Consider the following 13,518-nt stretch of genomic DNA (forward strand, 5'->3'; position numbering starts at 1 on the left):
GCATACATCGATAGCCCTGGGTTATAGCTGAGCGATAACCTCAGGCAATGGCTGTATGAGCAGCTTTGATTAGACGGTTATCGTTGCGCCGGCCATAGTCGCTGTGCCGGCAACGACCGGATCACAACAATAACAACCAGAGGTAGCTCCTATGGCTCAGGCACAAACGGCTGTGCTGCAAGCTGCGCGTTCAGCCGATAAAGCAGTCGCGCTGAAGGCCAGCAACGTGCGCTGGCGCATCTTCGCCATCATCTTTGCACTGACGGTGATCAACTTGATCGACCGTGTATCGCTGTCGATCGCCATGCCCACCATTGCCGCCGAATTCGAACTTTCGCCGAGCATGCAAGGGCTGATTCTGAGCAGTTTCTTCTGGGCCTATGCGTTGTTGCAGATCCCTGGCGGCTGGTTGATCGACCGCTTTGGTCCGCGCCGGGTGATCGGCTGGTCAACGGGTTTATGGGGGGCTTTCCAGACCCTCGCGGCATTCGCCACGGGCGGGTTGTCACTGATGTTCGCGCGGGTGGCGCTGGGCGCTGCGGAGGCGCCGTTGTTTCCCTCCGGCGGCAAACTCAATTCGCTCTGGCTCGGCCCCAGCGAGCGCAGCCGCGGCGCCGTGCTGATGGACTGCGGCGGCCCGCTGGGGGCTGCGCTTGGCGGGCTGATCATTGCCTACCTGATTGCTGTGCTCGGCTCCTGGCGCATCGCCTTTTTCGTCGCCGGCATCGCCACCCTGGCCATGGCCTGGCTGGCTTGGCACTACTTGCGCGACAACCCCGCCGAACATGCCTCGGTCAATGCCGCCGAGCTTGAGCAAATCAATGGTGGGCGCGCCGTACCAGCCGCTGAAGCGGCGCAGCAACAGGCTAAAGGCCTGGGCATCGCGCCACGTTCGCTGACCGGCATCCTGCTCGGGCGCGCCAGTTGGGCCATGGTGTTCTTCGGCCTGTTGACCTGGGGGCCGAGCTATCTGGCCCATGCCCGCGGTTTTGATATCAAAGGCATCGGCGCTGCCACCTTCATCATCTTCCTGTGCGGTGCGCTGGGTTCGCTGGTCGGCGGCTTCCTGTGCGACATGCTGATCCGCAAGGGCGTGCGCCGAGGCCTGGCGGCCAAGGGGCTACTGACCTTTTCCGGCCTGGTGGCGCTGTGCGCGTTACTCCTGCTGCCTGGCCTGAGCAATGCCTATGCCGCTGTAGCGCTGCTGTCGCTGACGGCGTTCTTCCTCATGTGGGGCAGCCTCTACTGGAGCTTCCCAGCGTTGCTCGCCGCGCCCTCGCGGGTAGGCCTGATCGGCGGCGTGATGAACCTCGCCGGCAGCCTGGGCGGCATCGTCGTGCCGATTCTGGTTGGCGTTCTGCTGCAGCACCTGGGCGGTTACCCGGCGGTGCTCGGCTTCTTTGCCCTGTGTTCGGCGCTGTTCATCGTCGGCACGTTGTTGATCGCTCTGGACAAGACCGAGGTTAACCATGGCTGAGTTGTACGACGGGCCAATCGTCGATGCCCACCATCATTTCTGGGACCCCGTGAACAACCCGCATCCGTGGTTGGCGGCGAGTGCCAATATCCCGTTTCGCTACGGCGACTACAGCGCGCTCAAGCGCCGTTACTTCCCGCAGGATTATTTTGCCGATGCGGGCGAGCACCAGGTGGTCGAGACGGTGTACGTGGAAACGGAGTGGGACCCAAACGACCCCATCGGCGAGTCCCGCTTCATCCATGCTCTGGCTGCCCGCTACGGCACGCCCAATGCGGTGGTTGCCCAGGCCTGGCTGGATGCCGACGATGCCCCGCAGGTGCTGGCAGCCCAAGCGGGCTTTGCGCGGGTACGCAGCGTTCGGCACAAACCGGGTGGGCCCACCCAGCCCGACCAGGTCGGCCGTTCGCACAGCTTGATGAGCGATGAGCAGTGGCGCCGTGGCTACGCCGAGCTGGGTCGCCATGGTCTGCACTTCGACCTGCAGACGCCGTGGTGGAACCTCGACGAGGCGGCGCGCCTGGCGCGGGATTTCCCCAATACCTTGCTGATTCTCAATCATGCCGGGCTGCCGTCCGATCGCAGCGCCCAGGGCCTGGCCGACTGGCAGGCGGCCATGGCGCGCTTCGCCCGTTGCGACAACGTCGCGGTGAAGATCTCCGGCATTGGCCAGGCCGGCAAGCCGTGGCGCGTCGAGGACAACGCCTGGATCGTGCGCCAGGTCATCGCCCTGTTCGGCAGCGAACGGGCGATGTTCGCCAGCAACTTCCCGGTCGATGGCCTGTGCGGCAGCTTCGATGATATCTACCGCGGCTTCAAGCGCATCGTTGCCGACTTGCCGCCTACCACCCAGGAACAACTTTTTCTGCGCAATGCACGGCGGATCTACCGCACTGTGCCCGACACCCTGCGCCATGCCCAGCTATCGCCCGACATGAGGACTCCCGTATGAGCAAGCAAACCCTTCCACGCCTGGCCATGGTGCTCGGCGACCCGGCCGGTATCGGCCCCGAGCTGATCGCCCGGCTGCTGGCCGAAGCGCAGGTACGCAGCCAGGCGCATGTGGTGTTGATCGCCGATGAGGACGAAGTGCGCCGCGGTATGCAGATCGCCGGTTGCGAGTTCCCCTATCGGCGGGTCGACTCGTTGCAGACCCTGGACTTCGCCGATGACACGCCGTTGCTCTACCCGTATCGCGGCCAGGCCCAGGGCGCCTTTGCGCGCAGCGAAGCCAGTGTGATTGGCGGGCGCTACAGCCTGGATACCTTGGCCGTGGCGCTCGAGCTAACCCAGTCAGGCAAGACCGACGCGATACTGTTCGGGCCACTGAACAAGACCTCGCTGCACCTGGCAGGCATGGGCCACAGTGACGAGCTGCACTGGTTTGCCGAGCACCTGGACTTCACCGGGCCGTTCTGCGAGTTCAACGTGCTCGATGCGTTGTGGACCTCGCGGGTTACCTCGCACGTGGCCCTGGCCGAGGTGCCGGGCCTGCTCAGCCAGCAGCGAGTGCTCGAAGCGATTGGCTTGATCGACACCGCGCTCAAACGCAGCGGTCTCGTCCGCCCGCGTATCGGGGTGTGCGGCCTGAACCCGCACAATGGCGACAACGGCAGCTTTGGCCGTGAAGAGTTGGACATTATCGGCCCGGCTGTGCAGCGGGCGCGTGAGCAGGGCATCGATGCCGATGGCCCGTATCCTGGCGACACCATCTTCCTCAAGGTGCAGGGCGATGCCAAGGCGTTCGATGCGGTGGTGACCATGTATCACGACCAAGGCCAGATCGCCATCAAGCTGATGGGCTTCTCGCGCGGCGTCACCGTACAGGGCGGCCTGCCGATCGCCATCACCACCCCAGCCCACGGTACTGCCTTCGACATCGCAGGGCAGGGCAAGGCCAATGTCGGTGCCACCCGCCAGGCCTTCGAAATTGCCTGTCGCATGGGCCGCAACGCCCGCTGAGTGCCCGGCGGCTTTGCCTGACACAACTCAATCCCCACGGTTTGTACGGGGCCCTGTGGGAGCGGGCTTGCCCGCGAAGGCCGCACCACCCCCTCCCAGCTAATCATCCGGCGGCCCCGTGGAGGGCCGCCTCTAACAACGCTCCTAACTTCTCCAGCCAGTTGGCTGCACAGCCTGCTACCCGCACGTCCAGGTGATAACCCCAACGCGACCAACCAAGCGAAAGGTATTACCTCAGGCTATCGATGGATACGCATAAGTGATTATCCAGGCCGGCAAGGCCCCTCTAAAGTCGCCCCCAACACCAACAATAAAAACCTGCCTGGCCGCTGCACCCAGCGCTCCAGGCAAACGCGGAGATTCCTCCATGAACGACCCTGCCAGCTCTCTGGCCTCGGCCATTTCCACCAGTCGTGCGCGGCTGCTGCCTTTTTTGATCCTGATGTACGTACTGGCCTTCATCGACCGTGCCAACGTCGGTTATGCCCGCGCCTACCTGCAAGCCGACACCGGCTTGAGTGACGCCGCGTTCGCCTTCGGTGCAAGCATCTTCTTCATCGGCTATGCCTGTTTCGAAGTGCCCAGCAACCTGATGCTGCACCGTCTCGGCGCCCGCGTCTGGCTGTGCCGGATCATGGTCACCTGGGGCCTGGTCAGCGCGGCGATGATGTTCGCCGACAACGCCACCACCTTCTATGTGCTGCGCTTCCTGCTGGGCGTTGCCGAGGCGGGCTTCTTCCCCGGGATTATCCTGTACCTCACCTACTGGTTCCCGGCCCGCAGCCGTGCTCAGGCCCTGGGCTTGTTCTACTTCGGTCTGCCTTTGGCGCTGGTGCTGGGCGGGCCGCTGTCGGGCTGGCTGCTGGAGTTCAAGGGGGTGTTCGGCATGGCCAACTGGCAGTGGCTGTTCGTCGTCGAGGGGCTGCTGGCGTCGCTGGTCGGGATTGCGGCCTATTTCTACCTGGTTGATCGTCCAGCCCAGGCCCGCTGGTTGAATGACGCGCAAAAACAGGCGCTGGAGCAGCAGCTGGCCGAAGAAGATGCGCAGAAACAGGGCCACGGACCACATGGATTTTTCGGTGCGTTGCGCAATCGCCAGGTACTGAAGTTCTGCCTGGTGTATTTCACCGTGCAGATGAGCGTGTACGGCGTGGTGTTCTACCTGCCGACCCGCATCGCCAGCTTCCTCGACGGCCAGGTCAGCCTGAATGTCGGCCTCTACACCGCCATCCCTTGGGCGTGCGCCTTGGTGGTGACCCGCCTGGTCACCCGTTACGCCGACCGTAGCGGACTGCATCGGCAGCTGGCGGTGGTCATGCTGGCCATGGCTGCGGCGGGTATTGCCGCCTCGGCGCTGGCTGGCAGCCTGGCACTGGTGATTGTCGCCTTCTGTTTCGCCGCCGCCGGCTTCGTTGCCGTGCAACCGCTGTTCTGGACCCTGCCCACCGGCTACCTCAGCGGCGCCGCCGCCGCCAGTGGCATTGCCTTGATCAACTCGTTGGGCAATCTCGGCGGTTTCGTTGCGCCGAACCTCAAGACCCTGACCGAAACCCTGTTCGCCGACCCCCGCGCTGGCATGTTCGCCTTGGCCGTGGTCGGCGTGCTGGGGGCCTGCCTGCTGTCTCGACTGAAAGCTTCCCGACCCACCCCAGCCCCGCTCGAAGTTGCCCGGGCCGGCTGATCATCCCTTGTAGTGAGAGGACCTTCACCCATGAAAATCAAATCTGTCCGTACCCGTGTCTTTGAATGGAAGGGCAAGGTCGTGCCGCCCCAGGCGCACTTTTGCACCAACGCCAGCGACATCCTCTTCGAGCGTGGCGATGCCATGGGCTCGTTCCGCTTCCATGGTTGGCTGGTGGTAGAAATCGAAACCGACACCGGCATCGTCGGCATCGGTAACTGCGCCCTGGCGCCGCGAGTCGCCAAGGAAATCATCGACCTGTACCTGGCACCGATCTGCATCGGCGAAGACCCCTTCGACAGCGAGTACATCTGGCAGAAGATGTACCGCCGCACCCATGCCTGGGGACGCAAGGGCATCGGCATGGCCGCCATTTCGGCGATCGACCTGGCGATCTGGGACATCATGGGCAAGGCCGTCAATAAACCGGTGTTCAAGCTGCTCGGCGGGCGCACCAAGGAAAAGATCTGGACCTACGCCTCCAAGCTCTACGCCAATGACAACCTCGACCTGTTCCTGGAAGAAGCCCAAGGCTATCTGAACCAAGGTTTCACCGCGCTGAAGATGCGCTTTGGCTACGGCCCCAAGGATGGCCCGGCCGGCATGCGCCGCAACATCGAGCAGGTGCGCGCGCTGCGTGAGCTGGCCGGCCCGGATGTCGACATCATGCTCGAATGCTACATGGGCTGGACCCTGGAGTACGCCCGGCGGATGCTGCCCAAGCTGGCCGAATTCGAGCCGCGCTGGCTGGAAGAGCCGGTGATCGCCGATGACATCGAAGGTTATATCGAGTTGAAGAAGATGGGCATCATGCCGATCTCGGGCGGCGAGCACGAGTTCACCGGCCATGGTTTCAAGGACTTGCTCGAGCGCCGCGCCGTGGACGTCATCCAGTACGACACCAACCGCGTTGGCGGCATCACCGCTGCGCGCAAGATCAACGCCATGGCCGAAGCCTGGTCGGTGCCGGTCATTCCCCATGCCGGGCAGATGCACAACTATCACCTGACCATGGCCAGCACCGCCTCGCCGATGGCCGAGTTCTTCCCGGTGTTTGACGTCGAGGTCGGCAACGAGTTGTTCTACTACGTGTTCAAGGGCGAGCCGCAACCGGTCAACGGCTACATCCAGCTGGACGATGACAAGCCGGGCCTGGGGCTGGAGATTTCCGAGCAATACCTCAACGACTTCAACATCATCGAATGATCGCGTCGGGCGCCGCCACGCGCTGGCGCCCGGCCTTGCGCAAGGGGAATGACACATGCGGTTGATTCAATTCGAAGACCAGGCCGGCCAGCGCCGCGTGGGGGTAATCGAAGGTGCTCAGGTGCGCACGCTGCGAGCAACCAGCAGCACCCGCGAACTGGCCTTGGCGGCGATCCGCAGCGGCCATGGCCTGGTCGAAGAAGTGCTGGCCCGTGGCAGTGACGCCGGCCCGGACTATGCCGGCCTGCTGCAGGCGGGCAGGGTATTGCCACCGCTGGACCATGAAGACCCGGCCCATTGCCTGGTCAGCGGCACTGGCCTGACCCACCTGGGCAGCGCCGCGACACGCGACAAGATGCACCAGCAGGGCGAGCCAGACGAGGCGACCCTGACCGACACCATGCGCATCTTCAAATGGGGGCTCGATGGCGGCAAGCCTGCGCAGGGGCAGGTCGGGGCGCAGCCAGAATGGTTCTACAAGGGCGACGGCAGCATCGTCGTCCGCCCCGGGGGTGACCTGCCGCTGCCGGCGTTCGCCGAGGACGCTGGCGAGGAGCCGGAGTTGGTCGGGCTGTATGTGATCGGCGATGACGGCCTGCCGCATCGGCTGGGCTATGCCTTGGGCAACGAGTTTTCCGACCATGTGATGGAGCGGCGCAACTACCTCTACCTGGCCCATTCCAAGCTGCGTGCCTGCGCCTTTGGCCCGGAGCTGCGGGTCGGCGAGCTGCCAGCGCACCTGCAAGGTCATAGCCGCATCCTGCGCGGCGGGCAAGTGCTGTGGGAGGGTGAATTCCTCTCGGGCGAGGGCAACATGTGCCACAGCCTGGCCAACCTTGAGTTTCATCACTTCAAGTACGCCCAATTCCTGCGCCCCGGTGATGTCCACGTGCATTACTTCGGCACTGCCACGTTGTCTTTCGCCGACGGCATCAAGGCGGCGCCTGGCGACACCTTCGAAATCGCCATGGATGAATTTGGCGCGCCTTTGCGCAACGGCATCGTCGCTTGCGAAGTGCCGATCCTGCCGGGGTCTGTCGCCCGTCTCTAGGGTTATCTTGCTTGCCAGAAAGCCGGCCCGGCTCGGGCTCGGCCGGCTCACGCTTATGAGGTCGTTATGCTCAACTTGCTCGGTTACAACTACATTGGCGGCGCGCGCTGCGCCGCCGGTGCGGTAGTGTTGCAAAGCTTCGACGCGCATACCGCGCAGGCGCTGCCGTACCGTTTCACCCAGGCCACCGCTGAAGAGGTGGATGCCGCTGCACAGGCGGCAGCCACTGCATTTGCCGCCTACCGCAATACATCACCCGATCGACGTGCAGCATTTCTTGAGGCCATCGCTGAGGAAATCGAGCTGCTCGACGACAACTTCGTCAGCGTGGTCTGCCGCGAAACGGCGCTGCCTGAGGCGCGTATCAAAGGCGAACGGGCGCGTACCAGCGGCCAGATGCGCCTGTTCGCCGAGGTGCTGCGCCGCGGTGACTGGTTCGGCGCACGCATCGACCGGGCCCAGCCGGATCGCCAACCGCTGCCGCGCGTCGACCTTCGACAATGCCGAACCGGCGTCGGGCCAGTCGCGGTCTTCGGTGCCAGCAACTTTCCCCTGGCGTTCTCCACCGCCGGAGGCGACACCGCTGCAGCCTTGGCCGCCGGCTGCCCGGTGGTATTCAAGGCCCATTCCGGGCACATGGCCACAGCCGAGCTGGTCGCCGATGCGATCATGCGGGCGGTGCAGCGTTGCGCCATGCCCGACGGCACCTTCAACATGATCTACGGCGCTGGCGTGGGCGAGCAGTTGGTCAAGCACCCCGCGATTCAGGCCGTGGGCTTCACTGGCTCGCTCAAAGGCGGGCGCGCCTTGTGTGACATGGCGGCGGCGCGGCCACAACCGATCCCGGTGTTTGCCGAGATGAGCAGCATCAACCCGGTGTTGCTGCTGCCCGCTGCCATCGCCCAGCGCGGCGAGGCGGTGGCAACGCAACTGACTGCCTCGGTGGTGCAAGGTTGCGGGCAGTTCTGCACCAACCCAGGGTTGATCATCGGCATCCGCGCTCCGGCCTTCACCCAGTTTCTCGAGCAGTTTGCCGCGCGCATGGCCGACCAGCCGGCGCAGACCATGCTCAATGCCGGTACCCTGGACAGCTATTGTAACGGCGTCGCCGCGTTGCACGGCCATCCTGGCGTTCGCCATCTGGCCGGCCGCGCGCAACAAGGCCAGCAGGCGCAGCCGCAACTGTTCCAGGCGGATGCGCAGCTGCTGCTCGATGGCGATGCCAGGTTGCAGGAAGAGGTCTTTGGCCCTTGCACCCTCGTCGTCGAAGTGGCCGATGAGCCACAGCTGGTGGACGTAGTGCGGGCGTTGCATGGCCAGCTCACTGCGACCTTGATTGCCGAACCCGAGGACCTGCAGCAGTTCGCCATGCTGGTGCCGGAGCTCGAGCGCAAAGCCGGGCGCCTGCTGCTCAACGGCTACCCAACTGGCGTTGAAGTGTGCGATGCGATGGTTCACGGCGGGCCTTACCCGGCCACATCGGACGCCCGTGGCACCTCGGTTGGCAGCCTGGCGATCGACCGTTTCCTGCGTCCGGTGTGCTACCAGAACTACCCAGATGCGCTGTTGCCGGATGCGCTTAAGGATGCCAATCCGCTGGGCATCATGCGGCTCGTCGACAGTGGCTACACGCGAGCGCCACTGACGTCTGCCTGAATCAGGAAAAACGTGGCAATGCCGGCTTGCGCTGTGGCCTGAACTTTATTGACTGTCAGGGCATCACTTGTTCAACGGGACACCGAGAGGGAGCAGGGCAAGCGATGAAAAAGCATAGCCAAGACCGCGTTGAAACACCGCCACCGGCCAAGCCGCAGGGTGAACAGGAGCGGGACAATGATGCCCATCGACCGGATGGCTCGTCAGGTACCGCGCATGATTCGACCGCGCAGAAGACGGCTCGCCAAGAACCGTCGAAAAAGCACTGAGGCCCGCACCCGCGGGCCTCAGCGTCGTGCTCAAAGAATCGGTTTGCCGCCGGTTACCGCATAGCGCGAGCCGGAGATGTAGCTCGCTTCATCAGAAGCCAGCAGGACGTAGATCGGGGCAACCTCAACCGGTTGCCCTGGTCGTCCCATCGGGTAGCCCGAGCCGAAGTTCCTTACTGCCTCATCCGGCATGGTGGCGGGGATCAGCGGTGTCCAGATCGGCCCAGGCGCGACACTGTTGACCCGAATGCCTTGCTTGGCCAGCAACTGGGCAAGGCCTGCGCTGAAGTTGGCGATGGCACCCTTGGTAGCGGCATACGCCAACAGGCTAGGTGACGGATCATCGGAGTTGACCGAACTGGTATTGATGATCGAAGCACCTTTGCCCATCGACGGCAATGCCCGTTGGCAGATGCGAAAGATCGCCGTGATGTTGGTGTCGAAGGTCTTCACCCACTCATCATCGTCAATCTCGTCCAGGGTCTTATGGGCCATCTGGAACGCGGCGTTATTGACCAGGATGTCGATGCGACCGAACTGCGCCACGGTCTTGTCGACGATCTCGTAGCAGTGCTGTTTGTGCGCCAGGTCACCGGGTAGCAGCAGGCATTGGCGACCCGCCGCCTCGACCCAGCGCGCGGTTTCCTGGGCATCGTCGTGTTCATCGAGATAGGCGATGGCAACGTCTGCGCCTTCGCGGGCATAGGCAATCGCAACCGCTCGGCCGATGCCGCTGTCGGCACCGGTGATCAGGGCGATCTTGCCGTCGAGCCGATTGTGCCCGGTGTAGGTCTGTTCACCGCAGTCCGGGTACGGCTCCATCTTGCGTTGTGAACCTGGAACGCTTTGCGCTTGTGAGGGGAATGGCGGAGTAGGGTAGTCGCTCATGGAACAAGGCTCCTGCAGTGGTATTCGTTGGAAGAGTAAAAATCAGCCTGCCAAGGCCTTGATCAACTGCTCATTGAAGGCCGGAATATCATCAGGTTGGCGGCTGCTGATCAGGTTGCCATCGACCACCACCTGCTCATCGGCCCAGGTGCCACCGGCGTTGCGAATATCGTATTGCAAGGTCTTGTAGCTGGTCATGCGCTTGCCTTTGGCCAGGCCACTGGACACCAGCAGCCATGCGCCGTGACAGATCACCGCCAGCGGTCTGCCGGCTGAGTCATGGCTTTTCACCAGTTTTTGCGCGCCGGGGACCAGCCGGATCGTGTCGGAGTTCTGCACCCCGCCTGGCAGCACCAGCGCGTCGTATAGGTCGAGCTGGGCGTTGTCGAATGTGGCATCTACCGTGAATGGGTCAGCGGGCTTGTCATGATTCCAGCCGCGGACCGTACCTGGCTTGTCACTCAGAATGTCGACGACCGCGCCGTTTTGTTCCAGGGCTTCGCGCGGGCCGGTCAGTTCCACCTGTTCGAACCCGTCGGTGACCAGAAACGCCACGCGCTTACCGTTCAATTGTGCACTCATGGGGTTAGCTCCTTTATCAGTAGACCTGAAGTAGGAGGCCCATCAGCACCGGGCAAAGTTCATGTGCAAAACCCGAACGGTCCAGGCTTAAGCGAATGATGATGTGTAGCTGGCGCGCGCTTTTACGCACTCAAACGAGAGTTTTCGGCGTGTTCGGGAGGTGCGGGGTATGTTCAGGGGCTGGCGGGGAATTGCTGTCAGAGGGGACGATCCGGGGTAGGGCACTTATAACCACGGGGGGCAGGGCGTTGAGCCCTACCCCCCGTGTGTTCAGGCAGTGTGTTCAGCGGTCTGCTCGACAGACGTTTCCATCAACAGGGCTAACGTGTTGAGGAACAGGTCCATGTTGAGGATGCCGGTGGCGACGGTCGACAGTACTGGCTTGCCAGAAGCATCCTTGATCACCACCTTCTCGCTCCAGGCGCTGGTGTCCACGCTGCGTAGCGAAGCCATCGATACCTGGCTGCCCTGGACCTGCAGGTAATCTCGTGAAACCACGATCGGCAGGGTCTTGATATCGAGGAAGTTGCCGCTCACACGCTTGCGCCAGACTTGGCTGGTGTCGGCGTACTCGAACGTCACCGTGCCACCGCTGTGCAAGGTCTGCAGGACCGCAGGTTGCCTGGCGTCGAGGTAGAGCTCGCGAAACAGTTGCTGGAATTCGAAGAAGCGCTTGAGCGGTTCGATCACCCGGTGGAACGGCTCGCTGGCATTGCGACGGAACGCCAGGTTGGTGATCATGCCGCTGAACATCGTCTGCCCCGAGGCGAACAGGTACAAATGCTCGATTTCAGTGAACGGCACGTAGGTGCGCACGCCCTTGGTGGTGTAGGCGATGCCCTGTTCATACAGCTCGTAGCTGCTGTGCCGATAGCGACTGTGCCACGCATACAGCGCCGCGATGCCCACCGCGATGAACGCCAGCAACGCGCCGGTGTAATAGAGCATCGAGACGTTGCCATTGAAGCGCATCGTCGAGCCTGACGGGGTGGTGAACGTGACAGGCCCGCTGCTGTTCACCGGCAAGGTGGTGGCGAAGTAAACGATGAGGCCGGCCAGGATCAGTAGCGCCAGGCTGAAAACTATCGTGAAGATTTTCAGGCCCTTGCCGTAGCGGTAAGTGCCGACCAATTGACCGGTCACTGGCACTTCAGTAGAAGTCTGCTGCATGAGGGTTTTACATCCCTGTAGAGTTGAGTGGAACGATGCCATCCAGGCTGATTTCGCGACGTGGCGAGGCGTGCTGGGACAGTTGCTGCCACATTGCCACCAGCCCGGGCCGGTATCCTAGAACGCTATGGGATCAATAGGTTCACTCGCATTGCACAATAGTGTGAAATTGCGACCCGCTTATCATTCCGACCGCAGCCTAGCCGGGCAGCTTTGAGTCGAACGCGCTGCGCAGGGTGGCAACGACTTCAGCTACGCCAGGGCCTTGTACCGGTGGCGGCAGGGGGCGTTCACAAAACTCTCGCCAGACGAATAGCATCAATTCGGCGCCATCGGTTTGCGCAAGGGCACTGTCGAGCGAGCCGAAGGTTTGCAGCAGCCTGTACCTTTCGTCCTGCCAGAAACCCGCTTCAACCCAGTCATACACCGGAATGAAGTGGAAGTGAATGGAGTGGCCGGCGTCATGCCCAAACCGCCCGATATACAAGCGTTTGGGCGCGAGATGCGTTTCAATGGTTTTCTGGATGCGCGCCTGCAATACCCCCAACTCCGATTGCGCTTCGGGCGGTAGCGCCGCCAGCGAGTTGGTCATTTGTTTTGCACTGAGCATCAGGTAGCCCGGCAACGCGCTGTCCATGCGGTGGTTGACAATCCAGTGCCTGGATTCATGGATGATGAGCCGAGACGGTATGTCCATCAGGTTGCCTTGAGTGGGGCTGGCGAGCGTAGCATCGCGGCAGGTTGATGTCTGCTTTTGCCGGATGCTGTCTTTTGGCGGACAGCTGCTTCTGGCCGATCGGCTGTTTTCGACCCATAGCTGCCTCTCGCGAAGGGCAGCAATCGGCCAAAAGCCAAGACTGAAGACTCGCTTACGATGGAGTCACCCCAACAGACCAACGCTTAAGAAAGCGAGCTCAAGATCATCCCGAAGGATATATGCAACGCCTGGAAGCCGCGACGGTACTGACCTTAGCCACAATTGAGCGTTATACGTGGCAAGCGATGTAGCTGCATACGAGGTCTGTCAAGCGATGACGCTTTAAACCTTTCATCTATTAGAGTATGGGGAATTAATCTTCATTCCCCCGTGCATTTTTTTTACACCCGGCTCCATATCCGCCGGGCACGCGCCCTGAAAGCTGCCATTAATCACTGTGTGTTGTCTTTCAGTTTTTCCATTTAGCTCAAACGACGTATCGGCCGTCAGTACATAGGATTTCGCAAGGTCGCCTTTGAAAGATCCGGCCATAATCGCTTCAGGGCAGCGTGATTTGAAATTATAGCTATCGACGTTACCGCTTTTAGATTCGATTTTGCACTCCTGTTCGAAGTCACTCCACAGGTCGTCATCTATAAGCCTGTCTTTCTCATGGTCGACGCATATTTCCCACGAAAACGGCGAGGTGGACGGAGTAACCTTCCACAAACCTGAAGCGCGTTGCAGACGCAGCGATGGTTCAGCGGCTGACGCCAATGATGTTACTGAGAAAGCAATTGCAGTCGACAACAATATGGCGAAGTACTTCATCACGCATCCTATTTGTAGATGATCACGTTGAGCAGGATACTTGAAAAG

General features: G+C 62.0%; 12 protein-coding genes. 7 read left to right on the forward strand and 5 right to left on the reverse strand.

The window, feature by feature from the left end; translation table 11 throughout:
• Positions 1-151 precede the first annotated feature (151 nt).
• The 7 genes from HU737_RS08405 to HU737_RS08435 all read left to right on the forward strand — a co-directional run bounded on the left by HU737_RS08405 (position 152) and on the right by HU737_RS08435 (position 9,033).
• Complete coding sequence (locus HU737_RS08405) at positions 152-1,477, forward strand: MFS transporter (protein WP_186553340.1); 1,326 nt, start codon at positions 152-154, stop codon at positions 1,475-1,477.
• Positions 1,470-2,429, forward strand: coding sequence for an amidohydrolase family protein (locus tag HU737_RS08410; protein ID WP_186553339.1), 960 nt, complete (start codon positions 1,470-1,472; stop codon positions 2,427-2,429). Before HU737_RS08405 ends, HU737_RS08410 begins: the two co-directional genes overlap by 8 nt.
• On the forward strand, positions 2,426-3,439 hold the full coding sequence (locus tag HU737_RS08415; protein WP_186553338.1) for a 4-hydroxythreonine-4-phosphate dehydrogenase PdxA: 1,014 nt from the start codon (positions 2,426-2,428) through the stop codon (positions 3,437-3,439). The genes HU737_RS08410 and HU737_RS08415 overlap by 4 nt, the downstream gene beginning before the upstream one ends.
• Before the next feature lie 367 nt (positions 3,440-3,806).
• On the forward strand, positions 3,807-5,120 hold the full coding sequence (locus HU737_RS08420; protein WP_186553337.1) for an MFS transporter: 1,314 nt from the start codon (positions 3,807-3,809) through the stop codon (positions 5,118-5,120).
• Positions 5,121-5,150: 30 nt separating this feature from the next.
• A complete protein-coding gene (locus tag HU737_RS08425; protein WP_186553336.1) occupies positions 5,151-6,326 on the forward strand; it encodes an L-lyxonate dehydratase in 1,176 nt (391 codons plus the stop codon).
• Between the two features lie 55 nt (positions 6,327-6,381).
• Positions 6,382-7,377, forward strand: a complete 996-nt coding sequence (gene araD1, locus HU737_RS08430; RefSeq protein ID WP_186553335.1) for an AraD1 family protein — start codon at positions 6,382-6,384, stop codon at positions 7,375-7,377.
• A 66-nt stretch (positions 7,378-7,443) separates the two neighbouring features.
• Positions 7,444-9,033, forward strand: a complete 1,590-nt coding sequence (locus HU737_RS08435) for an aldehyde dehydrogenase (NADP(+)) (protein ID WP_186553334.1) — start codon at positions 7,444-7,446, stop codon at positions 9,031-9,033.
• A 299-nt stretch (positions 9,034-9,332) separates the two neighbouring features.
• Here the strand turns inward: HU737_RS08435 and HU737_RS08440 are convergent, their stop codons facing one another.
• The 5 genes from HU737_RS08440 to HU737_RS08460 form a co-directional block, all read right to left on the reverse strand.
• Positions 9,333-10,190 carry an SDR family oxidoreductase gene (locus HU737_RS08440; RefSeq protein WP_186553333.1) on the reverse strand — a complete coding sequence of 286 codons (858 nt, stop codon included), beginning with the start codon at positions 10,188-10,190 and terminating at the stop codon, positions 9,333-9,335.
• A gap of 42 nt (positions 10,191-10,232) precedes the next feature.
• Positions 10,233-10,772, reverse strand: a complete 540-nt coding sequence (locus HU737_RS08445) for a type 1 glutamine amidotransferase domain-containing protein (RefSeq protein ID WP_186553332.1) — start codon at positions 10,770-10,772, stop codon at positions 10,233-10,235.
• Between the two features lie 270 nt (positions 10,773-11,042).
• Positions 11,043-11,942 (reverse strand): hypothetical protein, encoded by a 900-nt coding sequence (locus tag HU737_RS08450; RefSeq protein WP_186553331.1) that lies wholly within the window; start codon positions 11,940-11,942, stop codon positions 11,043-11,045.
• 199 nt (positions 11,943-12,141) lie between these two features.
• Complete coding sequence (locus tag HU737_RS08455) at positions 12,142-12,639, reverse strand: HIT family protein (RefSeq protein WP_186553330.1); 498 nt, start codon at positions 12,637-12,639, stop codon at positions 12,142-12,144.
• Between the two features lie 351 nt (positions 12,640-12,990).
• Positions 12,991-13,470 (reverse strand): DUF3617 domain-containing protein, encoded by a 480-nt coding sequence (locus HU737_RS08460; protein WP_189661701.1) that lies wholly within the window; start codon positions 13,468-13,470, stop codon positions 12,991-12,993.
• Positions 13,471-13,518: the final 48 nt, after the last annotated feature.

Origin of the sequence: Pseudomonas urmiensis (assembly GCF_014268815.2) — a bacterium.
Lineage (GTDB): Bacteria > Pseudomonadota > Gammaproteobacteria > Pseudomonadales > Pseudomonadaceae > Aquipseudomonas > Aquipseudomonas urmiensis.